This is a genomic window from Paenibacillus dendrobii (assembly GCF_009807035.1).
Classification (GTDB): Bacteria; Bacillota; Bacilli; order Paenibacillales; family Paenibacillaceae; genus Paenibacillus_AQ; species Paenibacillus_AQ dendrobii.
Genome location: NZ_WUBI01000001.1, coordinates 928,458 through 953,791, shown reverse-complemented (window position 1 = coordinate 953,791; position 25,334 = coordinate 928,458). Strand labels below are relative to the sequence as shown.

Genomic DNA, 25,334 nt, shown 5'->3' with positions numbered 1-25,334 from the left:
TTAATTCGTAAACAGGTGAGATGAAAAATGAATCTAGTAACCCCGATACTGCGGCATGCAGCGCAAAAGCCGGATCATATCGCTTTATCCTGCAGCCAAGAAAGCCTGACTTATTCGGCATTGGTCCAACGGATAAAACAAATCGCTCAAGGTTTGAAAGAGAATGGTCTGGAACATGACAAGATAGGTATTTTGTCTTCGAATCGGATCGAATTTGTGGAGGTTTTTCTCGGGGCCGTCTACGCAGGATGTGTACCCGTTCCTTTGGATCCGAAGTGGAGCGCAGCAGAAGTGAACGCCATTGTAGAACTATGTCAGCCGAGAATGATTTTTTCAGAAACGGCATTCGCCGATAATCTGATCGTGCAGGACGGAGACATACGGATTCTTACGTTTTCGGATCAGGAAAGGGGTACTTATGACCACTGGATAGAATCGTGCATTCCGAAAGCCGAAAACGATGATACAAACGAACTGCTGTTTATCGGTTTTACTTCAGGAACAACAGGGACGCCCAAAGGCTATATGCGTACGCACTTGTCGTGGATTCAAAGCTTTGAGGCAACGAGTGAAGCCTTTGAACTGAATAACATGGAACATATTTGCGCTCCTGGTCCGTTCGTTCACTCTTTGTCGTTGTTCGCCTTGATGCAGTGTCTATACAGTGGTGCGACATTCCATATTGTCCGGCAATTCGAAGCCGGGGAATTGTTGCAGTTATGCAGCCGTATTCCGGATATGATTCTTTTCGTTGTACCCACGATGATTGAGTCGATGATGCAGCAGGATTTTCCGGGCCAGACGAATATTCAGGCGTTGATCAGTTCCGGTGGGAAATGGTCAGAGGCGTCCAAGAAGAGATGCCATGAGGTATTTGGCGGAGCTAAACTATATGAATATTATGGCTCATCTGAAGCGAGCTATATCAGTTATATGGATGTATATGCCGAGAATAAGCCTAACTCGGTGGGTAGACCCTTCAGTGGCGTGGAGATTTCCGTTCGCAATGAAGATTTTCATGAATTACCTGCCGGAAGCGTCGGACAGCTTTATGTAAGAAGCGGCATGATGTTTACAGGGTACTATCGATTGCCTGACGAGAGTGCTGCCGTCTTTCGCGACGGATGGCTCATGCTTGGAGACTATGTATCGGTGGATGCGGAAGGCTATTTGCATATGGCTGGTCGCGCCAAAAACATGATTGTATCGGGTGGTCTGAATGTTTATCCCGAAGAAGTGGAGTCTGTTCTGCAGCAGCTCCCGGCCATTCAAGAAGTCATGGTGTTCGGGGTGCGAGATGACTACTGGGGCGAGCAAGTGACGGCGATCGTCAAATGGAACGGACAAGAACGCTTAACCCTGGAACAAATCAAAGATTACTGCCGCCAGCATGTAGCAAGTTACAAAGCGCCAAAGCAGCTAATCACAGTGGATCAATTCATCTATACAAGCAGCGGAAAAATGGCCCGCCATGCGATGAAAGAAACGATGAAAAGAGTGATGAAATGACAGAGGCCGTGATCGTCATGGCAAAACGTACGCCGATAGGCAGGATGGGCGGTGCATTAAGCGGGCTGGAGCCGGAGGCTTTATTGGCGCCGTTAATTCAGCATATCGTATCCGAAACAGGCTTGCCGAAGGATGCCATCGATGATGTCATTATTGGCAATGTTGTCGGTCCAGGCGGCAATATTGCGCGGGTTGCGGCTCTGGAAGCAGGACTTCCGGTCACAGTTCCGGGGATTACGATCGACCGGCAATGCGGTTCGGGTCTGGAAGCGATCAATATTGCGTTGCGGCTTATTCAGAGCGGCGCAGGTGAGGTGTATTTGGCAGGCGGCGTCGAAAGCACAAGTCGTGCACCCTGGAAAATGGCCAAGCCGCAAACCTTGACGGGCGTACCGCAGATCTATACGCGAGCTCGCTTCACTCCAAGCTCTTATGGCGATCCGGATATGGGGATAGCCGCGGAAAATGTGGCCCGGACATTCGCGATTTCCAGAGAAGAACAAGACCGTTATGCCTTGAATAGCCATCAAAAGACGGTTCGTTCGCAGCAATCCGGCCGATTTCATGAGGAAATTGTACCACTTGAAGTCCATGGGAAATGGATTGCTGACGACGAATGTCCAAGAGCGAATACGAGTCTGGAAAAACTGCAAAAATTGCCGCCCGTTTTTATGGAGCAAGGGACGGTAACAGCAGGCAATGCATGTCCGCTTAACGACGGAGCGGCTCTTGTTCTAATCATGTCCCGAAGAAAATGCCATGAGCTTCAACTCCAGCCGATTTTGCGCGTGGTGGATGCCCAAGCCATAGGAGTCGATCCGCATATTTTAGGCATCGGGCCGGTGCCAGCTGTTCAAAAATTGTTAAAACGTCAGCAGTTGAACACGGACGATTTGGATATCATTGAGTTTAATGAAGCCTTTGCCTCCCAAGTATTGGCCTGTTTGAATGAGCTTGAGATTCCGCAGGACAAGGTCAATCTTGGAGGCGGAGCGCTGTCCATCGGTCATCCGTATGGCGCTTCCGGCGCTATCTTAATGACACGCTTATGCGCTGAAATGCTGCTGAAGCCTTTCAAACGGGGTCTGGCTACAATGGGCATTGGCGGCGGAATCGGTCTTGCGACCTTAGTGGAGGCGGTCGAATGACAAAGCTCCATCAACGGGTTCAACTGTCCGCCGAATGGATTTCAGCGTATGCGAAAAGCATCGGGGCACCCATGCAAACGCTAAACGGCGTTCTGATCGCTCCTGCAACCATGCCCGTTATTTTCTGGAAAGGCTTTGATATCCCTTGGCTTCACATGAATAAACCTCTAATTCACGGCTCGCAGCGTTTTTCATACGAGGCACCCATTACGGCGGACATGACGCTTGACTGTGAATTGTCATTAACCAAGATAGAGAAAAAAGCAGGCAAACAAGGAGAGTTGACATTCTATACCCATAGCCTTGTGTGCAAGTGTGAAGGTGAGCATATCGTCACAGCGGAAACCGTATTAATCGCGGTAGGTGGTGGAATATGAAAATAAAAATTACGGCTGAGACCATCCGGCAATATGCTGCTGCCTCACAAGATACGGCTGATATCCATCTGAATGCTGAAGCTGCCGCAAGAGCCGGATACCAAAGGCCCATAGCACATGGGATGTATTTGATGGGACTTGCCCAATCCCTATATTTGGCCGAACACCGAACACAGTGGATTAACAGCTGCAGCATGAAATTTATGAAGCCGCTTTGGGTAGATTCTCATGCGAGCTTTGATTTTGAAGTGAATGAGAACAACATCCAAGTAACCGTTACAGCAGATCATGGCGAGACGATTGCTGTAGGGGAGTTCACGGTGAAAGAGGGGTTCCGATGGGGAAGACAGCCTTAATTACGGGGGCGTCCAGAGGGATTGGGCGCAGTATTGCCACAGAGCTTGGTCAAAACGGTTATCAAGTCATCGTCAATGGTACGAAACAAGCATTCATTGATGAAGTGGTGTCGGAAGTGCTCCGGCTAGGAGGAGAGGCAATCGGTTACTGCGCCAATGTTGCGAATCCTTTAGAGGTCACTGCGATGGTGGATGCCGTAGCAGCGAAGTTTGGCTGCATCGACGTCTTGATTCACAATGCCGGCAACTTGCGTGATCAGAAGTGCCTGCGCATGTCGGATGAAGAATGGCAATCCGTCATCGATGTGCATTTAAATGGCGCCTTTTATTGCGTACAGAGGGTGTTACCCCATTTGCCGGAGCATGGGGGAGACATTCTAATGATGACTTCGTCCGCCGGATTGACCGGTTCTATCGGACAAGTGAATTACAGCGCGGCCAAGGCAGGCATCCTCGGGATGGTGTGGACGTTAGCCGCCGAACTGCAGCGCAAACGGATTCGGGTGAATGCCATTTCACCGGCTGCCTTAACGGATATGACCAGACCCGTCATCGAGCATCTTAAGGATAAGTACGCCAAACGCAATGAACCGTTTCCTGAGTTCTGGCAAGTGGGGGATGCAGATGACGTCGCCCGCTTCATAAGCGCGCTGCTCAAGTTGCCGGATCCGAATTTAACAGGTGAAATTTTTGGCATCAACGGTACGAAGGTAACAAGATGGCAGAAGCCGGAACCCGCCTTTTCCGAAAACGGCATAGAGAGCTTTTTTGCGGCATGGAAGCAGCAGAGGGGAAGGAGATAGATGCTTACATTCGATCAAGTTCAATTTTATTATCAAAAGGGACAACCGATCATCGACAATATGAGTTTTACGATTGACTCAGGCGAATTCGTGGCGCTGATCGGCCCGAATGGCTGCGGGAAATCCACGATGGCGATGCTTATGGATGGACTACTCCTGCCGAAGGAAGGTCATGTGATATTCAACGATTTGAACACATCAAAGCGTGCGGACCTTGCCAGGATTCATGAGCTAATCGGCTTTGTTTTTCAAAATCCGGAGGATCAATTTATCACCACAACGGTGATGGACGAGGTACTGTTCGGATTGGAAAATATTCGCGTGCCAAGGGAAGAAATGCAAGGCCGCGTGGAGCTTGCCTTACAAGCTGTTCACATGGAGGATTACGCAGATGCAATGCCGCATCAGTTGTCCGGAGGTCAAAAGCAGCTCGTCGCGATTGCGGCAATTATTGCCATGCGTCCACAGCTCATCATTTTCGATGAGGCAACCTCGATGCTTGATCCGCAGGGGAGAAATCAGGTGCTGTCCATTATGCACGAGCTGCACCGTCAGGGCATGACCATCATTCACATTACCCATCATATGGAGGAAGTGCTGTCCGCCGAACGTCTCATGCTAATCCATCAAGGCCGGATTGAATATGATGGTGCCCCATGGACCTTTTTCGATACCGTGCATGTAGCTGACTACCAACTAGTGGAGCCTTTTACCGTCAAGTTACATAATAAACTTCAGTTAAACGTACCCTTAACGGCTGATTGGAAGGAGATGCTTCGTTCCGAATGGTCTACGAATTGAAACATGTGAGCGTGAATTATGATGAACGGGCGGCTCTGCAAAATGTCACTTGTACCATCCGGGAAGGGAAGTGGATATCGATCATTGGCAGGGCGGGAGCAGGCAAGTCAACCTTCGTCAAAGTATTAAAGGGGCTGATTCCCGACTTTAACGGTGATTATCGGATTAACCGGCAGCCCATCTCTAGAGATTCCAAAGGACGGGTCAAAGTTGTCCCTGATATCGGTTTTGTATTTCAGTATCCGGAACATCAAATATTTGAGACAAGCGTCTATAAAGAGCTCGCCTTTGCACCCAAAATGCAGGGGGAATCGCCTCACCAGATTGCGCAGGCTATTGAACTCATTTTGCCTCAGGTGGGTCTTCCCAAGGAGATTCTTCCATACGCTCCCTTTCAATTAAGCGGAGGCCAAAAGCGACGTCTAGCGATTGCCTCGGTATTATTGATGAATCCGAAGCTGCTTATTTTAGATGAACCCACAGCAGGATTAGACCCACTAAGCCGGATGGTGCTGCTGAAGATGCTTAAAGAATGGCAGCGACAACATAACCGCACCATTCTGTTCATCTCGCACCACATGGATGATGTTGCCGAATATTCGGATGAAGTCATGGTATTTCGCGCAGGCCAACTCCTGGGGCATGTTGACGCCAATACGCTGTTTCTGGAAAAATCAGAATTGTTGGAGCAAGTCGGATTACCGTTGCCTGAATCGGTGCAGCTGCTAAAGCTCGTTGAGGAATTATCCGGTGAAAAAATCAAAATCGAGAGCTGCAGGGAGCAAGTGATTTTCCGGGAAATCCTGCCAATTTGGCATGCAAGAGGCATTTCAGATGGCGAATAGCATATTACTAGGACAGTATACGGAGACGAATTCGATCCTTCATCGTCTGGACCCGCGGACGAAGCTATTATGCTTCATCGTACTCATGATTGGTTTTCTAATGCTGGACAAGTTCGTCAGTTATGCAGTCGCAACCTTCTTCGTTCTGGGTATTATGCGAGCATCAAAGGTTCCGCTTCGCATGTTGGGGAGAGGACTAAAACCAATGGTATTGATTTTGATGTTCACCTTTCTATACCATGCCATAAGCACGAAGGGTACGGTTATTATGTCCTGGATGTTCATTCATGTGACCCTAGAGGGGCTGCAAAACGGATCACGCTTTGTGTTGCGCATCATTCTACTTGTCTTACTCGCATCCATACTCACGTTAACGACGAAACCATTATCGTTGGCCCAAGGGCTGGAGAAATTGCTATCACCGCTGTCCAAAATTCATGTTCCCGTCGAACAGTTTTCTTTGATGATTGTCATCACGATTCGTTTCATTCCGACGATTATGCATGAGCTTGATCGTATTCTTCTCACGCAAAAAGCCAGAGGCTACGACATCTCGTCCGTCAGACGATCGAAACGTATGTTGGCATATATTCCGATTCTGGTTCCGCTGATCTTTACCACCATCAAACGTGCCGAACAGTTGTCTTTGGCAATTGATGCTCGTGCTTATGGAGATGGCAGGAGAAGAATCGTCTATAAGCAGCTGGAATGGAAACGTTTGGATTATTTTGCCGGGGGATTAGCCATCTTGTTTCCGGTGATCCTGCTGGTATTGAAGATAGGGGGAATATAAATGGATATTTATGGGGCAGTCATAGACAACGAGACGCGATGCGTACATTATCATACTGAGAAGGATATTATCGCCATAAAGTTCAAATGTTGCAATCGCTATTATCCATGCTATAAATGCCATGAGGAACAAGCGGATCACGACATCAAGCGCTGGCCGCAGGAGCAATTCGACGAATGGGCCATCCTTTGCGGCAGCTGTCACACCGAACTCACCATCAGACAATATATGAATACGACATGCTGTCCGCAGTGTAAGGCGAGTTTCAATGAGAGATGTACTGCACATTATCCAATCTATTTTGAACAATCGGCTCACGAAGAGTAAGGGAGGAATAACAATGAAATGGAATACGCGCCTGACGGAGCTGCTGCATATCAAATACCCGATTATACAAGGGGGACTTGCTTATTTAGCTTATGCCGACCTCGCTGCTGCAGTATCGAATGCAGGTGGACTGGGCCAAATTACAGCGATGAGCCTTCCGAGTGCAGACGCTCTGCGCGAAGAAATCATTCGCGCCCGCACCCTTACCGACAATCCGTTCGGAGTCAACTTTGCGATTGGAATGCATGGTGCTGATTTCAGCGATCGCGTGCAAGTTGCCATCGATGAGCGTGTATCCGCAGTGACGATAACGGGCGGAAATCCCGCTCCGATTTTAGAACAATTTCAGCCTACAGGCATTCCAACGCTGGTACTTGTTTCCTCGCGCAGACAAGCGCAAAAAGCGGAGCAACTTGGCGCATCTGCCGTCATTGTCGTAGGACAGGAGGGAGGAGGACATTTGGGGCGTGAAGATGTTGGCACCATGGTGCTTGTCCCTCAGGTCGTCGATGCCGTACACATTCCGGTTGTTGCTTCAGGTGGTATCGGCGATGGCCGCGGTTGGATGGCTGCCCATGCACTTGGAGCGGAGGGCATTGAAATGGGCACGCGCTTCATCGCCACCCAGGAATGCGTGGATGCCTCGGCTTCTTATAAACAGGCGTTAGTAGAGAGTTCGGAATCCGATACGGCTGTTATCAAACGATCCATCGGTTCTCCTGGCAGAGTATTACGAAACGACTATATCGATTACCTTCTCGCCATTGAACGTAAGACGCCTACGTATGAAGCACTAAAAAAATATATTAGTGGTGAAGCCAACAAGCGTTGGATTTACGATGGCGTTCAAGAGGAAGGCTTCGGCTGGGCGGGTCAAGTTACCGGGATGATCCACGATATTCCGACCGTGTCGGAGTTGATCGACCGAATGGTGAAAGAATCAGAGAATATACGCGGAAAATGGGGGATATGATGGGCCAATCCCGATGATGGTAGTATTGTCTCATACTTGAGTAGTTCTGAATTTGTAACTTATGAATATTTCATTCTGTAATGACTAAGCGTCAAAAGTGGCCAGATGTATCGATAACTATGATAATGGGAATAAAAGTTGCCTGGAAGTCCGGCGCCTGTCGGATAAGAAGACTTCCAATCATCTTCGTGCAAATTCGTGATCAAACGTAAAATTCCTTGATCAATGGCCGTTGTTGGCTGCGGATGAACCGCGATAAGTGCATCAAGGGCCCAGGCGGTTTGGGATGGCGTGCTTTCCCCTAAAGGGACATAACGCATAAGCCGGTCACTTTGACAGGATTCTCCCCAACCGCCGTCCGGGTTCTGAATGCTGAGGAGCCATTTGGCTCCTTTTTGAATAGCATCATGGTTTACCGGGAGGCCAACGGCTTGCAAACCGGTTAATGCGGCCCATGTACCATAGATATAACATACGCCCCATCTTCCGTACCACGAACCATCCTTCTCCTGATGATGAATCAGCCAATTTGTTCCCCTTTTGATGAATGCATGCCGCATATCTAGACCGGCAAAGTTTCCGAGATACTCCAAAGTTCGACCGGTAAGATCGGCCTCCGAGGGGTCAATGGCAGCGAATTTGGCACCGTCGATGGCAAGCCAGGTGAGCATTTCTTTATGGGTATCTTTTTCGAATGCCGGCCAGCCCCCGTCTTTGTTTTGCATGGACATGACCCAATTCAGTCCACGATTCCATGATTCCTGATACACTCGGTCAATGCCAGACAAGCCGTGAATAGCCCGCAAGGCTGCCGTTGTATCATCCACGTCCGGATTGAGCGTATTTGTATCGGAAAATCCCCATCCACCGGGAACGGTATCGGGGTTATGGATGCTCCAATCGGCGGTTTTCTGGTGCTGTCTGGATAGTAAGTACGAAGCAGCACGCTGAATTGACGTATGATCATCGGCAAACCCAGCTTCTTGCAACGCATAGGTGAGCAGTGCCGTATCCCACACGGTTGATGGGGAGTTCTGGATCGTTATGAAACGCTCCGTGCGACACTGCATCTCGCTGAGTCCTTGAATGGCGCGCATGATGATTGGATGCCGGTGATCGTATCCAAGAGCCAGCAGAGCGAAAATCATGAGAATTGTACTGCTGGCGTAACTGTATAAGGTACCGTCGGATTCAATTCGCTGGAGCATGAACTTTTCCGCCTTGTTCCTTGCGGATTCATGAATAGAACGCGGAGTACCAATAAGTCTGTTTTGACCTGCTCGGATGTCCTCCTGCATTTCTTCATATTCCCTCGAAAAGGGTTCATCTTCATCAAAACGCGGATCCTTGAGATCAGAGAGATCAGGAGCATGCGCAGATTGGACGGAAAAATGCCTGTTAGCCATGAGAAGCATGGGAGTAAGATGAACTCTTGAATATCCGGAAAAATCAAAATAGTTGATCGGAAAATAGTTGGGAAATAGCAGAATTTCCAGCGGGATCAGGGAGACCGATAAGGGCCATTTGATCTGCCCTGTGGCGGCAAGGATGGCTTTCGTCAAAATGCTTGTGACTTTTCCAAGACCGCCTTTGGAGCGGATGTAACTCTTCGCCCGCTGAATCGGTTCTTCGTTATCCTTGCTATAACCGGAATAGAGCAGGGCGTAATAGGCTTCAACCGTCGCGGATAGATTTCCTTCTTCTTCATCGGCATACAAGGACCAGAAACCATCCCGCTGCTGAGCACCAAGGATACGATCATGAAGCTGGCGGATCAAAGTTTCATTCTGTATGTCCAATATTCGAAAAAGGATAATGACATAGGCATCGATCACGATGCCGTTCTCAAAACAGAAATGCCAGGTTCCGTCTGGCTTCTGCTGCTGAATGAGGCATTCCGACAACTTCTCGATTTCCTCATTCACGGCGCTCAGTATTTTTCTCATATACGCGTACCTCCGAAAAGAAGTCTTATAGCATGATATGATGCGGGAAAGCAAGGAAGGAGGAGAAAAAGAAGAGCGGACGCTTTTCTCAAGCATCCACTCTCCAGTAAAGGGGCGACTATCCAAGCACTGATTAGTTCAATGTGTTATTTAGCCTTGGTTTGAATTTCTCTTGCAACCCGTTCTCCAAGTTCCGCCGATGCTTCACTCAGATAGCCGAGGACTATGGTTTGTGTTTCGCGGGAGATATTCGAAAGATCAGAAGCAAGATTATCGACCAAATGATCTTGCTGTACAGGAGTAAGGGCCCTGTAAAATTGACCCGCCTGCGTAAAATCATCCGGCTTAGACAGGTCCGATCGCTCCAGATGACCCTCCACATACCTGCCGTTGCCGCTGGTGACGAGGGAAGCCGGCGACCAGTCTTCCTGGTGGTTGACGGGTATCTTCCGAAAATCCGGCCCCAACCTTCTGCGCTGGGAGTCCCAATAAATATTGGTACGCCCCTGTAGCATCTTATCGTCTGATAGCTCGGCTCCCTCAAGCAGATTGGACGGAGAGAAGGCTATTTTCTCCACTTGTTCCATGTAATTATCGGGATTGCGGTTCAATACCAGCCTGCCTACAGGAATCAAAGGATATTGCTGCTCATCCCAGATTTTGGTGTCATCCAGCGGATCATAGGGAAGTTTTGCCGCATCATCAGGATTCATCAACTGAACATAGAGACCGTAGTCAGCGATATTTCCCGCGGCAATCGTATCGTATAAATCTTTGCCTGCAATATCCGGATTCTCGCCGGCCAATCGTGCGGCTTCCTGACTGTCGATATACTTCTCGCCGCCAAAAGGAATCCAATGGTATTTAACATAGGTACGGACGCCCTGCGCATTTTTCCAGACATAGGTATTCACACTGTGACCCTTGATGTGACGCAGGCTTTTTACCGTCCCTACATCAGAATAGAGCCAGACCAAAAAGTGCGTTGATTCCGGTGCCCTGGCTATGAAACTCCAGAATCGTTCAGGATCAATTAAGTTATTTTTCGGCGATGGAAGTAAGGCTTGGACGGACTCCGGAAAGCGTATGGCATCCCGCACGGAAAATACGGGGATATGATTGCAGACCAAATCGAAAACACCTTGTTCCGTGTAAAATTTCGTGGAAAAACCGCGTATGTTTCGTGAAGTATCTGGAGTTCCTTTCGTACTTACCGCAAGGGAGAACCTCACGGTGACGGGGACCTGTTGTCCCGGATTTTGCAAAAAGCAGAGCTTTGTATGTTCAGCCATGGAGTGAACGGTCTGAAAGTACCCGAAAGCGCCAAAGCCTTTCACATGTACCGGTCTTTCGATAATTTTAGTATGTACGAAGGTTTCCAGGGTCTCATGCAAAATATTATCCTGTTCTAATACGGGACCTCTGTCGCCGACCGTTTGGGAATGTAAGTTAGGGTCTGACGCATGATGATCATTGTTTTTTTGGAAGTGATTATTTTCTTTCATTGTCGCCCTCCAATGACTATTAGTTGATTCTCTCTTATACAATAGGGTTATGCTGAGTTCCTGTTCAATTATGACCACCGATGCACATTTGACGTTGAGGACCGCAGCATGTTACTTCCTTAGTCGTAGCTGCGTAAATCGCGGCTTTTTTTATTGGAAAGACGATCATTTCAAAAGATTTGTCGATGATGACACTGCAAAATGTTCACAAAGTGTTCACTTATGTGGAGCTGTTCACAATCTCTATAATTACAAAGGTAAACAGAAAGGATGAGGAATTTGCCAACAACGAAAAAGGAAAATCTATATTTTGGACTGATGATGTGCTCTGGAATGGTTGTATTTATGACGTTTTACAACTTATTTACACACGGCTTATTGGGTTCGATATCTTTAGGAGGCATACTTATTCAACTCATTGGCGTCTTTATGATAGCTTCCTTGGTCGAGTTATTTATTGTGGGTCCCGTAGCCAAGAAAATTGCCTTTTCGCTGCCGTTTGATAAATCCAATAAAGTGTTAGTGATTGTATTCCTTGCATTTTTCATGGTGAGCGGAATGGTTCTCTGCATGTCACTTTACGGCTTGCTGACGAGCTATTTTTCCAACCATCTGATCGGAGAAACATTATTTAAAAGTTACTTTACATTAGTATTTAGAAATTTCATTTTTGCGTTCCCGCTTCAGCTAATCATTATAGGGCCTCTTGTTCGATTCCTTTTCAGTAAATTTGTCAAAGGCAAGGTCGGTACGGAAACTTTCGCTGGCGTTCAGTCCTCGTAATGAAAGATCAAGTAAAAAACCTGTTCGCCACAGCGTTCAGGTTTTTTTATGGCAGTATAGTAAGTTGATTGACTTGAATTGTCTCGGATTCTGCATGATTATCGTCGAATTTCAACATAATAGCTGAATGAAAGCTATGCTTGGAGCTTGGCTCTAACCACATGTATATCGTTCACAAGGAAAGAAAAAGATGATCATAACGAAGCGAGTGATGATGCTTGAAATGGACATCCATGGCGTGTCTCCTGTTCATGCTTCTTCAGGATCTTGATGGGGAACAGGATCATGGTAAGCTCACCGTCACCCATGAAGGCAAAACCATCTCCAGTCTGGACCGAAATGCCCACAGCCTGGAAGTATTTCCTTTGCTGGATATGGAAAAGTATAACCAATGGGTGGGTGAGTTGGACCGGAAAACGAAAAAAGAGGCACAAAATGCCCGCATTGACGGAAATGGGAAAATCGTACCCGGGCAAAACGGTTACCAGCTTAATCGAAGAGAGTTTTTGAATCGCTATTATGCCTATCTATACAATAAGGGCCTGGCTAGCATCGAAGTTCCTGTATATCCGGTGTATCCGAAGGTGGATATCGAGCTGCTGGCATCGCTGCGGGCTAAACAGATTGGCTATTATGTAACTTATTTCAACGCCAGTAATACAGATCGTTCTCATAATATCGCTTTGGCGGCAAGAGCGATTGACGGCACGGTCATATTCCCTGGAGAATCCTTTTCCTTTAATCGGGTAGTTGGCATACGGACAACGGGAAAAGGGTACAGGCAGGCGACAGTGATCGTGCGAGGCGAATTATCCGAAGGAGTAGGAGGTGGGATCTGCCAGGTGTCCTCAACCTTATACAATGCGGTCGATCGGACAGGAATGAACATTGTGCAGCGATATTCACACAGTCGCCACGTTCCCTACGTTCCTCCGGGAAGGGATGCAACCGTAAGCTGGGGAGGACCGGATTTTGTATTTCATAATGCATATAACCAGCCCATTCTAATCCGGTCATTTGCAGGCCATGGAAGTGTTTCCGTGTCCATCTTCTCATCCGATGTCATCGAATATACCCCTAGGAAGGTGCCGAGCATGACAAACCAACTTCCAGAAGAAATAAGCGATTCACCTGTATTGCCTAATCCTGTTAGTGGTGAATGAAAAAATAGTGACGTTATAGGCCATGTTCCGGGGAGAATAATCGCTGCGATGGTTAAATATCTGCAATGCATTGAAATCAAACATATGTTTCGTGTTATGATAGAGGGGCATGCAGACAAGCCAAACAGGCTTGGATATGAGTAGGGTGAAGACCATCGGGTTTAAGGTTTACTCATGATAAAGGAGAGGAATAGTCCATGATCAACAAAGTCGGGCAAATCATGTTGTACGTAAATAATCAAGATGAAGCAGTGAATTTTTGGACGGAAATCGTAGGGTTTCACGTCATTTCTGAAGAAAATAACGGCCAAGGAATGAGATGGATTGAAATTGCTCCAGCACAGGGCTCGGAAACCAGCCTCATTCTGCATAATAAAGAATTCGTTGCTAAAATGTCGCCTGGGTTACACCTTGGCACACCTTCTCTCATGTTTTTCACGGAAAATCTTGATGAATTACATAGCAGCTTAGCAAGTAAAAACATCAAAGTCGGCGATATTGTCCATATGCCTTCCGGCAGGGTGTTCAACTTTGCAGATCATGAAGAGAATTATTTTGCTGTCATGGAAAAGAAATGACTTACTTATCTTACCTCTTGTAGAACAGAGAACCGCATGTTATGAGGTAGCTGACAGGAAATAGTCGGCTGCCTTTTTCGTTTAAATCCAAATACCAATATTACAAAATGAGATTTGTGCCTTAGGAGGACACGACAATGCCTAACATAGCCAATAATTTGACGGAACTAATCGGCAATACTCCATTGCTGGAGCTTGTCAACTTTAATAAACAAACCCATGCTGGCGCAGCGATTATTGCCAAACTGGAATATTTCAACCCGGCCGGGAGCGTCAAAGACCGGATTGGGTATGCGATCATCAAGGATGCGGAGGAGAAGGGGCTTCTTCACCCGGATTCCGTCATTATCGAATCGACCAGCGGCAACACAGGCATCGCCCTCGCTTTCGCCGCCGCGGCGCTCGGTTACAAACTGATGATTACACTACCGGATAGTTTCAGCATCGAACGCCGTAAGCTGCTTGCGCTCTTAGGAGCTGACCTTGTGCTCACGCCAGCGAGTGAAGGCATGCAGGGTGCAATCCGGAAGGCCGAGGAGTTAGCCGAGACAATCCCGCATTCGTTCGTTCCTCAGCAGTTTACTAACCCGGCCAATCCGGATATTCATCGGAAGACAACGGCTGAAGAAATATGGCGGGACACCGATGGACAAGTAGACATATTCGTTGCCGGTGTGGGCACAGGAGGTACGATTACCGGTGTGGGCGAAGGATTAAAACAGCGGAACGAATCGGTGAAAATCATCGCCGTTGAGCCGGCTGCTTCTCCCGTCTTGTCTGGAGGAGCCCGAGGAAACCACAAAATACAAGGAATCGGAGCCGGTTTTGTCCCAGAAAATTTCAATCGGAACGTGGTCGACGAGATCATGGGAGTGAGTAACGATGACGCACTCAACACCTCGCGTCTCCTTGCGAGAAGTGAAGGATTAATCGTCGGTATTTCTTCCGGAGCCGCAGCCTTTGCCGCTCTGCAGTTGTCCAAGCGCCCTGAAAATGCGGGCAAACGCATCGTCGTCCTGCTTCCCGATACCGGCGAGCGTTATTTAACGACAGAGCTGTTTCCGTCCGACAACAATTGAGATGAAATGGTAAGTAAATTGCTTTTTTTATGAACATCTATTAAGATAGATGAAACTATTTAGCAAGAAAGGAGGCAAAAAGTGATGGAAACTGTATTCAGAAGTATAGAAATCGAAGTAAAGTCATATTTACATCTAGGAGATTTGCTTGCGACGGGATCAGTATGCCCATTTTCAAGTAAACTTCATAAGGATACAGATACCGGAAACTTTTTGTCTTGTGAAATTCCATAGATGGCATTGTGGATTTTGATTGATTAAAAGCAATGACTTGACGCCGGTTTTATTACGGCGTTTTTTTGTGTTTTGAGGAGAAAAATTGAATGAAAACATAAACCAGGCTTCTTGTTGAATTAGACACAAGTGTGTTAGATAAAGGAGCTTTAGAGAGGGTGACTCAATTGTCTAAAAAGCTTAGGCAATATAGAAATGTTTCAGTGTTCCATGCGCTTCTAAGTTAAATAAAATTTAGAAGCGAGGGACCATAAATGAACAATCACAAAATTTTTAATAAATCATTTCTTTTTTTGCTCGTCAGCAATTTGTCAGTCTTTATCGGATTCGAAATGTTGCTTCCTATTCTGCCGGCCTATTTGATATCGCTTCAAGCTTCTGCCATACAAGTGGGTTTGGTGACAACGTTATTTACAGTGGGTGCCGTATTCATCAGGCCGCTGGCAGGATACTATTTGATGGATAACCAGCGTAAAACTCTAGCCATGGGTGCTTGTGCAGTTTTATTGATGATTACAGCGGCATATCCTTATCTTCATATTGTATGGCTGTTTTTATTGTTAAGATTAATTCATGGCATTGCGTGGGGCGTATCCACAACAGCGAACGGTACAATTGCAGTCGATTTGATTCCTAAGACGCGGTTAGGAGAAGGGATGGGGTATTTCTCTATTTCAACCACAGTGGGAGCTATCATAGCACCAAGTCTAGGCATCTATATCTATGGCTCTTATTCCTTTGACACGTTAATTTGGTCATCGGTTATCCTTAGTCTTACTGCGCTTATTGCACTCCAATTCATGCATACGCCTACCCCTGTAAAGAGAGAAAAACAACCATTTCAATTCTTCAAGATGATTTTTGAAAGAGACGCATGGTTCCCGGCACTACTGTCGGTCATTACTACGTTTTCTTATGGGGCAATTGTTACTTTTTTGGTTCTCTTCGGAAAACAAAAAGGGTTGGAGCATATATTTCTATTTTTTCTGATCAATGCTATCGTTTCAACTTTATTACGTCCGTTCACCGGAAGATGGTATGACAAAAAAGGACCTTGGTCTATCATTATTGTGTCATCCGTGTTAGGATTTTTGTCACTTGTGGTGCTGTCTTTTGCAACAAATGATCTTCACCTGATTATCTCAGCGATATTATTCGGAGCGGGTTATGGAACGGTATCCCCCAGTTTGCAAACCTGGGCAGTTCAAAGGGTAAGTGAAGAAAAAAGCGGCTCGGCGAATGCAACCTTTTATTCCAGTTTTGATGTTGGGGTTGGAATTAGCGCATTGGTTTTAGGTATTTTAGCTGAATGGTTCAGTTTAGAGATGATCTTTAGGTTGGTAAGTCTTAATTTCATTGTGGTCGCAGCTTTAGTCTATAGGGATTATGTAAGTGAAAAGAATAGATAAGGATGAATGTCCATAAATGCTATATTTTCGCACCGTGTTCGCTATAATGGGTACAGTGAGTAAGAAAGGATTGTAGTTATGAAGAAATTCATCGTCATTGGATCAGGAATTTTAGGGGCATCAACAGCGTATCAGTTAGCAAAAATGGGGTCAGATGTCATTGTGATTGACCGTAAAGATCAAGGACAGGCCACAGACGCCGCTGCCGGGATTATTTGCCCCTGGATATCACAACGACGCAACCAGGCGTGGTATCGGCTCGCTAAGACTGGCGCTCGTTTTTACCCCGATTTGATTGAAGAACTCAAAAGTGAAGGTGAAACCGAAACAGGTTATGCCCAAGTGGGGGCTTTGAGTATTCATCAAGATTTGGAGAAAATCAGCAAGATGGAAGAACGGGCACACCTGAGAATGGAGGAAGCCCCGGAAATGGGTGGGGTTACACGGCTAAATGAGCAAGAAACTCATGAGCAATTTCCTCTGTTAGCGGAAGGATACCATTCGGTTCGCATTAGCGGGGCCGCACGTGTTGACGGCCGAGCCTTGCGCGATGCGTTGATCCGGTCTGCGCAGAGAAAAGGGGCTATCCTTATAACTGGTGATGCTACGCTCAAGTACGAGTCGAACCGCGTAACTGGAGTAACCGTTGGGGAAAAGAATTATGCGGCCGATAAAACGATTGTTTGCGCAGGCGCTTGGGCGGGTCAACTGCTGCAGCCTTTAGGCATTGAATTTAAGGTTAGTTTTCAAAAAGCCCAAATTATGCATGTGCAGGTTCATGACAGGGAAGACACTGGCAGCTGGCCGGTAATCATTCCGCCATCAGATCAATATCTGCTCGCCTTCAACCATCAGAAGATCGTCATCGGGGCAACGCATGAAAACGAAATCGATGGATACGACACTAGGATAACCGCGGGAGGAATGCAAGAAATTCTGAATAAAGGGTTAGCATTGGCACCTGAGTTAGCCGATAGCACTTTTCAAGAAACAAGGGTTGGTTTTCGCCCTTTTACCCCCGGTTTTCTCCCGGTGATCGGCGCTATTCCAGGATGGGATGGCCTTATAACAGCGAATGGACTTGGCGCGTCCGGACTGACGGTGGGTCCCTTTATGGGAAGCCAGCTCGCAAAGATGGCACTAGGTACGGATATGGATATCGACGTCGATGATTATGATATTCGAAAAGCAATTTCTGAAAATAATGATTAATGCTCGAGAACAGTTGGTTTAACGGGTTTGAGGGTTTACTTTTCGAAGATAATTCGCCGGGATTTAGATAACGTATTGAAAAGAAGAGGCGTCCAGAGAAAGGGACATATGTACACGGAAGCCCGCTGAAATAGCGGGCTTTTTATTTTGGGGAGATATGCTCATGCTTTTTGATAATTTGCCTAAAAACAAAAAAACAACCTTGAATCTCTCAAGATTGGGTTAAAAACAAATATGGGTATTGATTAATATCATGGATACTGGTATAATTACAATTCACATTATCCGATGACATTCATTAATAATGATACCATACATCTTCGGAAATGTCAATAGTAAAATGATGTTTTTCGTTTTGATCCAAGCTGCATGGAGGAGGAACAGCATGATTACGAATAAAACGTATCCCGTCTTAGATCCTGAAAAGGAGCGTGAGGAGAAAATAGAACACCCATCAGAACATCCCGATCAAGGTGAAGCGTTGAACGATACCTCGGAACGATATGAAGATGTTACCCTTCCTCCGGGAATTAAAATGGACGATTCTGTCCGTATGTACTTGAAGGAAATGGGGCGAGTGCCGCTATTGTCGGCTGAAGAAGAAGTAGCATTGGCAAAACGCATCCAGCAAGGGGATGAGGCGGCGAAGCGCCATCTCGCCGAAGCGAATTTGCGACTCGTCGTCAGTATTTCAAGGCGTTATATCGGGCGAGGACTGCAATTACTTGACTTGATACAAGAGGGTAATATGGGATTGATGAAAGCTGTTGAGAAATTCGATTACTCCAAAGGTTTCAAATTCAGCACATATGCTACATGGTGGGTGCGTCAAGCGATCACTCGTGCGATTGCTGACCAGGCCAGAACGATCCGAGTTCCCGTCCATATGGTCGAAACGATCAATAAATTTATCCGCGTGTCCAGGCAACTATTGCAAGATATCGGCCGCGAGCCGACGCATGAAGAAATTGCGAAGGAAATGGACATAACCGTGGACAAGGTAAAAGAAATCATGAAAATAGCCCAAGAGCCTGTATCGCTGGAAACACCGATAGGCGAAGAGGACGACTCGAAATTGGGTGATTTTATCGAAGATCATGAAGCACAGACGACCGCAGACGCGGCCGCGTTCAAGCTGCTGAAAGAGCATCTGAATGATGTCCTGGATACGTTGACAGAGCGGGAAGAGCACGTGTTGCGACTTCGCTTTGGTATCGATGACGGACGCACTCGAACGCTTGAGGAAGTTGGCCAACATTTTGGAGTAACGCGCGAACGAATTCGCCAAATTGAGGCAAAAGCACTACGAAAGCTGAGACATCCAAGCAGGAGCAAGCTTTTAAAAGATTTCTTGGAATAAACGCATTCCATAAAATATAAAGGATGATGCAGCCATGGAAAACGGTTTTTTGATCCGATGCTTAACATGCGGCAATGAGTTAAAGGTAGTACCTGGACGCCGTGATCACAGAAATGAACGTATTGTATTCGGAACGGATAATTACGGAGCGGATCAGATTTCATGCGAATGTGGAAATGCTCTCGATGAATACAGCAGGTTTGCAGGTGACTTCGAGGGTGAGTTCATTGTCGAATGGAGATATACAGGAAATGGATCGACTCTAAATAAAAAGTAGGATGAATTAGTGCTGAAACAACAAGTTAAAATATAGAGCCTAGGCATGGTACAGGAAGTCAGAAGTATCTTCCACTCGAAAAATGGCGTGAATATGAGATAATTAAAGATAATAATAGTATACCCGTGTTGTAAGCGATAACATCAAACGATATTACTTGTTTTCCAACCTATGCCTGATTCTTTGCTCCTTTACAGCAAGCGTTCGGAAGGAGTAAGATTTCATTCGTAATAATGACTTGTGAACCTGTAATTAAATACTCCTAGATCGCTTAGTTCTGGAAATCAGGAGCGGGGGAACCAAAGGGATGAGTCAAATTTCATCCCAGGGGTGAATCACTTGGTTATTAACTTTAAGTGTAGGGATACTTTCAAGCCCGAATCCGTCAGCTAACCTCGTAAGCGTTATGAAAGAGGAATTTGTCGTGTGCCATGTTTTTTACAAGCCGCGGGAAGGTCCAACTTTCCTGCGGCTTTTTTTGTCGTGCGAAAATTTCGAGGTAGGGTAGGCATTAAGAGACTCACATGATAATACAACTTGACAATGGCGGTGACATTTAGACAATGGCAGCATTAAAAAGACTTCTGATTGGACGACCGCTGAAATCGACCGAGCTCGGAGAACAAAAACTAAATAAGAAAAAGGCATTGGCCATCCTATCCTCTGATGCCTTATCATCCGTTGCTTACGGTCCGGAACAAATCCTCCTCGTTTTGGTTACGTTAAGCACGGCAGCATTCTGGTATTCAATACCCATTGGAATCGGAGTTTTGGTTTTATTAACGGCGCTGATTCTTTCATATCGCCAGATCATCTTTGCTTATCCTCAGGGCGGGGGAGCCTATGTCGTATCCAAACAGAACCTTGGCGTATACTCGGGGCTGGTTGCCGGAGGCTCTCTATTGGTGGATTATATTTTGACAGTAGCTGTCAGCGTGTCGGCGGGAACAGATGCATTAACTTCGGCTTTCCCTGCTTTGCATGAGCACACGGTAATTATCGCCGTAACTTTTGTTATTCTGATTACGATATTGAATTTGCGAGGCGTGACCGAGTCTGCATCTATTTTGGCTTACCCGGTGTATTTATTCGCATTTGCCCTATTTATTTTGATCGGTGCCGGCATTTACAACATTCTGACGGGTCACGTATCACCCGAATTACATGCGCCATTAGGAACGCCGGTTGCAGGCATCAGTTTATTTTTACTCTTAAAAGCTTTCGCCTCGGGCAGCTCAGCCCTCACAGGTGTTGAAGCGATATCGAATGCCATACCTAACTTTAAAGATCCTGGGCCTAAAAATGCAGCCAAAACCTTGATGGCAATGGGGATCCTGCTTGCCGTGTTATTCTCGGGCATTGTATTTCTTGCTTATTATTTGGGGATTTCGCCTAATGCCCAGGAAACAGTGGTATCTCAGATTGCCAAGCAAACCTTCGGACGGAATTTTATGTACTTCTTTATCCAGGGAACGACAGCTTTAATTCTGATTCTCGCAGCCAATACAGGGTATTCGGCATTCCCGTTGCTTGCGGTCAATCTTGCCAAAGATAAGTTCATCCCAAGAATGTTCACGGTCCGGGGAGATCGTCTGGGGTATTCGAATGGCATTATCATTCTCGGATTATTATCGATCATTCTGATTATTGCTTTTAACGGACAGACCGAGCATTTGATTCCATTATATGCGGTGGGGGTGTTCATTCCATTCACCCTTTCGCAGACTGGCATGATGGTGAAATGGATTCGTGAAAAGCCGGCAGGATGGGTCCCTAAGCTGATTATTAATACGACAGGGGCACTTATCAGTTTTACGGTGTCCATCATGTTCTTCATGACCAAGTTTTCGCAGGTGTGGCCCGTATTGATATTTTTGCCGCTGATCGTTTACCTGTTCCATCGCATTAAGAAGCATTATGAAGCTGTTGGCGAGCAATTGCGGCTTGCTACCTGCGAGAAAGTCATCCCGATTGCCGGAAATGTCGTCATTCTCCCGGTATCAGGCATTACGCATGTCGTCGAGCATTCCTTGAATTATGCCAAGTCTCTATCAGCCGATCAGATTATCGCTGTTTACATTCCGTTTGAAAGAGAAGAGGAGACAAAGTTCGAGGAAAAATGGAACAAGTGGAGACCCGATGTACGCCTTGTGACTTTACATTCTCCATATCGGAGCATCATTCACCCATTAAGTAAATTTATCGATACGGTACATCGGAAAGCCAGTGAATCTAACTACCAGGTAACGGTCGTGATTCCGCAATTTATTCCTAAGAAAAGCTGGCATAACCTGCTGCACAACCAGACAAGTTTTATGATTCGCGCCTACTTGCTGTACCGAAAAGACGTCATCGTCACAACGGTTCCGTATCATCTGAAAAAATAAAACAACCGGGCATTATTTCACGCCAGCTACGTCTCTCATCACAACCCAATCCACAATGGATTGGGTTGTTTGTATTTCTCCATAATCACGGAAAGCAGGATAAGGTCCATATCACGCTAAGACTATGACATCTTATGTCATAGTTAAGATCTATAATGACTGTAGATCATCGAAAGGAGTAACAAAACATGAAACCTCTCAATGGAAAAATAGCATTGGTGGCAGGCGCAACACGTGGTGCGGGCAGAGGTATTGCTATCGAACTTGGTGCAGCTGGGGCTACCGTGTATGTGACAGGGCGAACGACAAGAACTCAATCCTCAGAGTACAACCGCCCCGAAACGATTGAAGAAACAGCCGAACTTGTCGTTCAAGCCGGTGGTCATGGAATAGCGGTTCAAGTAGACCATACGGATCCCGATCAAGTTCAGGCTCTAATCGCTCGCATCGAGAAGGAACAAGGGAGATTGGATATTCTGGTCAACGATGTGTGGGGAGCTGAGAATTTGATAGAGTGGAACGTACCCGTGTGGAAGCACTCGCTTGAACGTGGTTTCCGCATGCTTCATCTTGCGATTGATACCCATATTATTACAAGCCACTTTGCGCTCTCCTTATTAATACGAAACAAGAACGGACTGGTCGTTGAGATAACGGATGGCACGGCTGAATACAACAACAATAACTACCGTCTTTCATTATTCTACGACCTGGCCAAGACGTCGGTCATTCGCATGGCTCAGTCCCTGGCTCATGAAATTTCACCGTTTCAATGTACCTCAGTAGCCGTAACGCCGGGTTGGATGCGTTCTGAAATCATGCTTGATCACTTTGGTGTACATGAAGAAAACTGGCGTGACGCCGCTGCGGCGGAACCTCATTTCATCATCTCGGAATCGCCCCGTTACGTAGGACGTGCCGTTGCCGCACTAGCCGGAGATCCCGAAGTTGCAAGGTGGAATGGCTGCTCTCTCTCTAGCGTGAAGCTTGCGCAAGAGTATGCTTTTTATGATATCGACGGCTCACAACCAGATTGTTGGCGTTATCTCGAAGAGGTGCAGAATGCAGGCAAACCGGCGAATGCAAATGGATACCGCTAATTTTCATGATTGATCCAAATTCAAGCATTGCAAAGAGTACTAGTGTAACACTCGATCTTTTTCGGCATGGTTTTGTAAAATGAAAGCCTCCCCCATAGTAGGAGAGGCTTTTTTTAGTAGGCTTAAACCATTGGCTACCTGCGGAATACCCGTACCGGCAAATAGGCCAGCGTTTGTCCGGCAGCGGAAGGAGTCAGATTCTCTTCCAGCGCAAAACCGGGAATGGGCTCGATGCGTTCAAAATGGTCCATGAACAGTCCAAGACCGATATTAGCCTCAAGACGCGCAAGCGGAGCACCCAGACAAAAATGCGGTCCATTGCCGAAAGTCAAATGCTTTTTATTGTTAGAGCGGTGAATGTTCAGTGTGAAAGGATCGTCAAACATATCCTTGTCCATATTGGCGGCGCTCATCCAAGCCACGACGACGTCGCCTTTTTTCAAGGCTACGCCGAGCACGTCGTTATCCTGCTTCACCGTCCGGTCCATTTTGGCTACATGGAAGCGATAGCGGAGCATTTCTTCCACCGCGTTCGGAAGCAAGTCGCGGTTCGACTGGATCTCGGCATAGACCTGGTCATTATCATATAAGAAGGAATAGAACGTGCAGGCAAGCAGATGGCTTGTCGTTTCAATGCCGGCTCCCAGAATAAACATTGTCATCCGGACGATCTCGTCGTCCGTCAACCGCTCTCCATCCACTTCCGCACGAATCAGATCCGAGATGATGTCGTCTGTCAAATTCAATCTTTTCTGAACGATATGGGGGTAGAGGTAGTCGTAATACTCCTTGGCAGCTTGACGCTTCAGTTCCTGCACATCCTCGATATTGTCCTTGGGGAGTGGGAGGAATAGATGATCGACCCATTCTTTGAATAGAAATCGATCCTCGGGAGGAACGCCGAGCAATTCCGCAATCACGATCGTTGGCAGAGCGCTGGAGAAGGTCTTGACGATATCGATGACGGGCTCGTCTCCCATATCCCGTATCAATTGCTTCACCACCTCATGAATGCGGGGCTCCCACAGCTTCAAGCTTCTAGGGGTAAAGGCAGCTGAAAGCAAACTGCGGCTTTTCCGGTGTTCCGGAGGGTCCGAATTCAAATTGACTCGGCCGGAATTATGCTGACCTTCCTCATTGTCGGCCCCGGCACTGATGGTCGTCCGAGTTCGCACATTAGAAAAATACTCGTAATCGCTGAGCACTCTTTTGACATCTTCATAACGGAACACATTCCAAGAATTCGTTACTTCATTGTAATAGATCGGTTCATGTTCCAAATGGTGCTTGTACCAATCGAAGGGATTAAACTCCTCGGCAGCTGAGCGAAACTGGGTGATTTCAGCTAAGGAGATGATTTCCTTTTGCATAAACTTCACTCCCGTTTTGTTGGATTGGATGGATCCAGTTTAGTTGCAATATGTCAATCGTAACACACATAAAATAGTGCAACCACCTTCGAATGACCCATGACATATGGTCTGCGCCACTCGCATTTCTTGGAAAAAAAGTCGCAATTGATCGCTTGGCGTTTGTTCATAAGAGAAAAGGGAATTTTTTGAAATGAAGTTCTTGAACAATACAAATGAAATCTGACATTACTGGGTATATCGTCAGGAAGTATCGTCATATATATCACTCACTCCTGTTTACAGGAAAAAAATAGCAGGAAAATCGTCAAAAAACAAGAACATGTATATATAACAGATTCAAAATTTGTTGTAGGGAGGGTGCATGTCCCATGAACGAAGCCTTAATGGAAAGATTACGGAATTTCCTTCTTAGGGAGGACAATATCACGCTTTTGGGCAATCCGGCGAGCCAGGAAGAAATAGATCATGCGCAGCAGCGTCTGAACGTATGTTTTCACGAAGACTATATGCACTTTATCCGAACGTTCGGGGGAGCATACATAGGGCTTGCGGTACACGCCTTCTCGAACGGTTCCAGTCTTGGTAAAGAGACGGTTGTCGATTTGACCCTCGGGTTCCGAGAGCAATATAAGGAACTACCGATTGCTGAAGTTTTACGAACCAGTTATGTCATCTCTATCGATGGTTCGGGCGATCCAATTTTTATTAATCCGGCAGGAAATGTTTTCATCTGTTATCACGATAGCGGGGAGTTCAAGTTATTAGCAAACTCATTTGAGGAGCTGATCGAGGAGTCATTTTGCGAGTGGTGAGACGAAATGAATGCCGAGAGGGTTCACCAATAAGGAATGCATTGTTCATAAAAGGGCAGCTGATCAGCGATCAGCTGCCCTTTTCCCGTTTCCATGAAGGATGCACTTTTTTTGCCTACCCGTGGTTGATCGGTCAAAAAATGGGATCGTCTCGGGGATTCTCATTTTTTGACGCGCCCAAACC

Annotated in this window: 23 protein-coding genes and 1 riboswitch; of the genes, 20 read left to right on the top strand and 3 right to left on the bottom strand. The window is 46.6% G+C overall.

Features of this window, described 5'->3' with window-relative positions:
* Positions 1-27: 27 nt before the first annotated feature.
* From GRF59_RS04030 to GRF59_RS03985, 10 genes are read left to right on the top strand one after another with little or no spacing between them, the layout of a single operon-like run.
* Positions 28-1,509 (top strand): class I adenylate-forming enzyme family protein, encoded by a 1,482-nt coding sequence (locus GRF59_RS04030; RefSeq protein WP_160496358.1) that lies wholly within the window; start codon positions 28-30, stop codon positions 1,507-1,509.
* On the top strand, positions 1,506-2,657 hold the full coding sequence (locus tag GRF59_RS04025; protein ID WP_160496357.1) for a thiolase family protein: 1,152 nt from the start codon (positions 1,506-1,508) through the stop codon (positions 2,655-2,657). Before GRF59_RS04030 ends, GRF59_RS04025 begins: the two co-directional genes overlap by 4 nt.
* Complete coding sequence (locus GRF59_RS04020; protein WP_160496356.1) at positions 2,654-3,034, top strand: FAS1-like dehydratase domain-containing protein; 381 nt, start codon at positions 2,654-2,656, stop codon at positions 3,032-3,034. The genes GRF59_RS04025 and GRF59_RS04020 overlap by 4 nt, the downstream gene beginning before the upstream one ends.
* A complete protein-coding gene (locus GRF59_RS04015; protein ID WP_160496355.1) occupies positions 3,031-3,390 on the top strand; it encodes a MaoC family dehydratase in 360 nt (119 codons plus the stop codon). The genes GRF59_RS04020 and GRF59_RS04015 overlap by 4 nt, the downstream gene beginning before the upstream one ends.
* Entirely contained in the window at positions 3,372-4,193 is an 822-nt protein-coding gene (locus GRF59_RS04010; protein WP_160496354.1) for an SDR family NAD(P)-dependent oxidoreductase, read from the top strand. The genes GRF59_RS04015 and GRF59_RS04010 overlap by 19 nt, the downstream gene beginning before the upstream one ends.
* The gene (locus tag GRF59_RS04005) at positions 4,194-4,994 is read left to right on the top strand and encodes an ATP-binding cassette domain-containing protein (RefSeq protein ID WP_160496353.1); all 801 of its coding nucleotides are present in this window, start codon (positions 4,194-4,196) and stop codon (positions 4,992-4,994) included. It begins immediately after the preceding gene.
* A complete protein-coding gene (locus GRF59_RS04000; RefSeq protein WP_160496352.1) occupies positions 4,979-5,839 on the top strand; it encodes an ATP-binding cassette domain-containing protein in 861 nt (286 codons plus the stop codon). Before GRF59_RS04005 ends, GRF59_RS04000 begins: the two co-directional genes overlap by 16 nt.
* Positions 5,829-6,632, top strand: a complete 804-nt coding sequence (locus GRF59_RS03995; RefSeq protein WP_160496351.1) for an energy-coupling factor transporter transmembrane component T family protein — start codon at positions 5,829-5,831, stop codon at positions 6,630-6,632. The genes GRF59_RS04000 and GRF59_RS03995 overlap by 11 nt, the downstream gene beginning before the upstream one ends.
* Positions 6,633-6,959, top strand: coding sequence for a CHY zinc finger protein (locus tag GRF59_RS03990; RefSeq protein ID WP_160496350.1), 327 nt, complete (start codon positions 6,633-6,635; stop codon positions 6,957-6,959). It begins immediately after the preceding gene.
* A 13-nt stretch (positions 6,960-6,972) separates the two neighbouring features.
* A complete protein-coding gene (locus GRF59_RS03985) occupies positions 6,973-7,932 on the top strand; it encodes an NAD(P)H-dependent flavin oxidoreductase (protein WP_160496349.1) in 960 nt (319 codons plus the stop codon).
* Between the two features lie 59 nt (positions 7,933-7,991).
* On the opposite strand, the gene shc is transcribed toward GRF59_RS03985, so the two are convergent.
* On the bottom strand, positions 7,992-9,878 hold the full coding sequence (shc, locus tag GRF59_RS03980) for a squalene--hopene cyclase (RefSeq protein ID WP_160496348.1): 1,887 nt from the start codon (positions 9,876-9,878) through the stop codon (positions 7,992-7,994).
* Between the two features lie 146 nt (positions 9,879-10,024).
* The gene (locus GRF59_RS03975; RefSeq protein WP_160496347.1) at positions 10,025-11,383 is read right to left on the bottom strand and encodes a catalase; all 1,359 of its coding nucleotides are present in this window, start codon (positions 11,381-11,383) and stop codon (positions 10,025-10,027) included.
* Between the two features lie 279 nt (positions 11,384-11,662).
* Here GRF59_RS03975 and GRF59_RS03970 point away from each other — a divergent pair, with 279 nt between their 5' ends.
* The 9 genes from GRF59_RS03970 to GRF59_RS03930 all read left to right on the top strand — a co-directional run bounded on the left by GRF59_RS03970 (position 11,663) and on the right by GRF59_RS03930 (position 22,965).
* The gene (locus tag GRF59_RS03970; RefSeq protein ID WP_160496346.1) at positions 11,663-12,166 is read left to right on the top strand and encodes a DUF2798 domain-containing protein; all 504 of its coding nucleotides are present in this window, start codon (positions 11,663-11,665) and stop codon (positions 12,164-12,166) included.
* 218 nt (positions 12,167-12,384) lie between these two features.
* The gene (locus tag GRF59_RS03965; RefSeq protein ID WP_160496345.1) at positions 12,385-13,329 is read left to right on the top strand and encodes a VanW family protein; all 945 of its coding nucleotides are present in this window, start codon (positions 12,385-12,387) and stop codon (positions 13,327-13,329) included.
* Positions 13,330-13,526: 197 nt separating this feature from the next.
* A complete protein-coding gene (locus GRF59_RS03960; protein ID WP_160496344.1) occupies positions 13,527-13,907 on the top strand; it encodes a VOC family protein in 381 nt (126 codons plus the stop codon).
* A gap of 137 nt (positions 13,908-14,044) precedes the next feature.
* Positions 14,045-14,986, top strand: coding sequence for a cysteine synthase A (gene cysK / locus GRF59_RS03955; RefSeq protein ID WP_160496343.1), 942 nt, complete (start codon positions 14,045-14,047; stop codon positions 14,984-14,986).
* A 488-nt stretch (positions 14,987-15,474) separates the two neighbouring features.
* A complete protein-coding gene (locus GRF59_RS03950; RefSeq protein ID WP_160496342.1) occupies positions 15,475-16,629 on the top strand; it encodes an MFS transporter in 1,155 nt (384 codons plus the stop codon).
* Between the two features lie 78 nt (positions 16,630-16,707).
* Positions 16,708-17,841 (top strand): NAD(P)/FAD-dependent oxidoreductase, encoded by a 1,134-nt coding sequence (locus tag GRF59_RS03945; RefSeq protein WP_160496341.1) that lies wholly within the window; start codon positions 16,708-16,710, stop codon positions 17,839-17,841.
* 385 nt (positions 17,842-18,226) lie between these two features.
* Positions 18,227-19,201 carry an RNA polymerase sigma factor RpoD gene (gene rpoD / locus GRF59_RS03940; protein ID WP_160496340.1) on the top strand — a complete coding sequence of 325 codons (975 nt, stop codon included), beginning with the start codon at positions 18,227-18,229 and terminating at the stop codon, positions 19,199-19,201.
* Positions 19,202-19,736: 535 nt separating this feature from the next.
* A riboswitch (cyclic di-AMP (ydaO/yuaA leader) is annotated at positions 19,737-19,898 on the top strand.
* A 143-nt stretch (positions 19,899-20,041) separates the two neighbouring features.
* A complete protein-coding gene (locus GRF59_RS03935) occupies positions 20,042-21,865 on the top strand; it encodes an APC family permease (protein WP_160496339.1) in 1,824 nt (607 codons plus the stop codon).
* 188 nt (positions 21,866-22,053) lie between these two features.
* Positions 22,054-22,965: an SDR family oxidoreductase gene (locus GRF59_RS03930; RefSeq protein ID WP_160496338.1), complete on the top strand. Its 912-nt coding sequence runs from the start codon at positions 22,054-22,056 to the stop codon at positions 22,963-22,965.
* A gap of 134 nt (positions 22,966-23,099) precedes the next feature.
* Here the strand turns inward: GRF59_RS03930 and GRF59_RS03925 are convergent, their stop codons facing one another.
* Positions 23,100-24,335 (bottom strand): cytochrome P450, encoded by a 1,236-nt coding sequence (locus GRF59_RS03925; RefSeq protein ID WP_160496337.1) that lies wholly within the window; start codon positions 24,333-24,335, stop codon positions 23,100-23,102.
* Between the two features lie 371 nt (positions 24,336-24,706).
* Between GRF59_RS03925 and GRF59_RS03920 the strand changes: the two genes are divergently transcribed.
* Positions 24,707-25,150 carry an SMI1/KNR4 family protein gene (locus GRF59_RS03920; RefSeq protein ID WP_160496336.1) on the top strand — a complete coding sequence of 148 codons (444 nt, stop codon included), beginning with the start codon at positions 24,707-24,709 and terminating at the stop codon, positions 25,148-25,150.
* The last annotated feature ends 184 nt before the right edge of the window (positions 25,151-25,334 follow it).

Coding starts and splice junctions, on each gene's coding strand:
- GRF59_RS04030 (WP_160496358.1), top strand. CDS start 28: ATGAATCTAGTAACCCCGATACTGCGGCATGCAGCGCAAAAGCCGGAT.
- GRF59_RS04025 (WP_160496357.1), top strand. CDS start 1,506: ATGACAGAGGCCGTGATCGTCATGGCAAAACGTACGCCGATAGGCAGG.
- GRF59_RS04020 (WP_160496356.1), top strand. CDS start 2,654: ATGACAAAGCTCCATCAACGGGTTCAACTGTCCGCCGAATGGATTTCA.
- GRF59_RS04015 (WP_160496355.1), top strand. CDS start 3,031: ATGAAAATAAAAATTACGGCTGAGACCATCCGGCAATATGCTGCTGCC.
- GRF59_RS04010 (WP_160496354.1), top strand. CDS start 3,372: ATGGGGAAGACAGCCTTAATTACGGGGGCGTCCAGAGGGATTGGGCGC.
- GRF59_RS04005 (WP_160496353.1), top strand. CDS start 4,194: ATGCTTACATTCGATCAAGTTCAATTTTATTATCAAAAGGGACAACCG.
- GRF59_RS04000 (WP_160496352.1), top strand. CDS start 4,979: ATGGTCTACGAATTGAAACATGTGAGCGTGAATTATGATGAACGGGCG.
- GRF59_RS03995 (WP_160496351.1), top strand. CDS start 5,829: ATGGCGAATAGCATATTACTAGGACAGTATACGGAGACGAATTCGATC.
- GRF59_RS03990 (WP_160496350.1), top strand. CDS start 6,633: ATGGATATTTATGGGGCAGTCATAGACAACGAGACGCGATGCGTACAT.
- GRF59_RS03985 (WP_160496349.1), top strand. CDS start 6,973: ATGAAATGGAATACGCGCCTGACGGAGCTGCTGCATATCAAATACCCG.
- shc (WP_160496348.1), bottom strand. CDS start 9,878: ATGAGAAAAATACTGAGCGCCGTGAATGAGGAAATCGAGAAGTTGTCG.
- GRF59_RS03975 (WP_160496347.1), bottom strand. CDS start 11,383: ATGAAAGAAAATAATCACTTCCAAAAAAACAATGATCATCATGCGTCA.
- GRF59_RS03960 (WP_160496344.1), top strand. CDS start 13,527: ATGATCAACAAAGTCGGGCAAATCATGTTGTACGTAAATAATCAAGAT.
- cysK (WP_160496343.1), top strand. CDS start 14,045: ATGCCTAACATAGCCAATAATTTGACGGAACTAATCGGCAATACTCCA.
- GRF59_RS03950 (WP_160496342.1), top strand. CDS start 15,475: ATGAACAATCACAAAATTTTTAATAAATCATTTCTTTTTTTGCTCGTC.
- GRF59_RS03945 (WP_160496341.1), top strand. CDS start 16,708: ATGAAGAAATTCATCGTCATTGGATCAGGAATTTTAGGGGCATCAACA.
- rpoD (WP_160496340.1), top strand. CDS start 18,227: ATGATTACGAATAAAACGTATCCCGTCTTAGATCCTGAAAAGGAGCGT.
- GRF59_RS03935 (WP_160496339.1), top strand. CDS start 20,042: ATGGCAGCATTAAAAAGACTTCTGATTGGACGACCGCTGAAATCGACC.
- GRF59_RS03930 (WP_160496338.1), top strand. CDS start 22,054: ATGAAACCTCTCAATGGAAAAATAGCATTGGTGGCAGGCGCAACACGT.
- GRF59_RS03925 (WP_160496337.1), bottom strand. CDS start 24,335: ATGCAAAAGGAAATCATCTCCTTAGCTGAAATCACCCAGTTTCGCTCA.
- GRF59_RS03920 (WP_160496336.1), top strand. CDS start 24,707: ATGAACGAAGCCTTAATGGAAAGATTACGGAATTTCCTTCTTAGGGAG.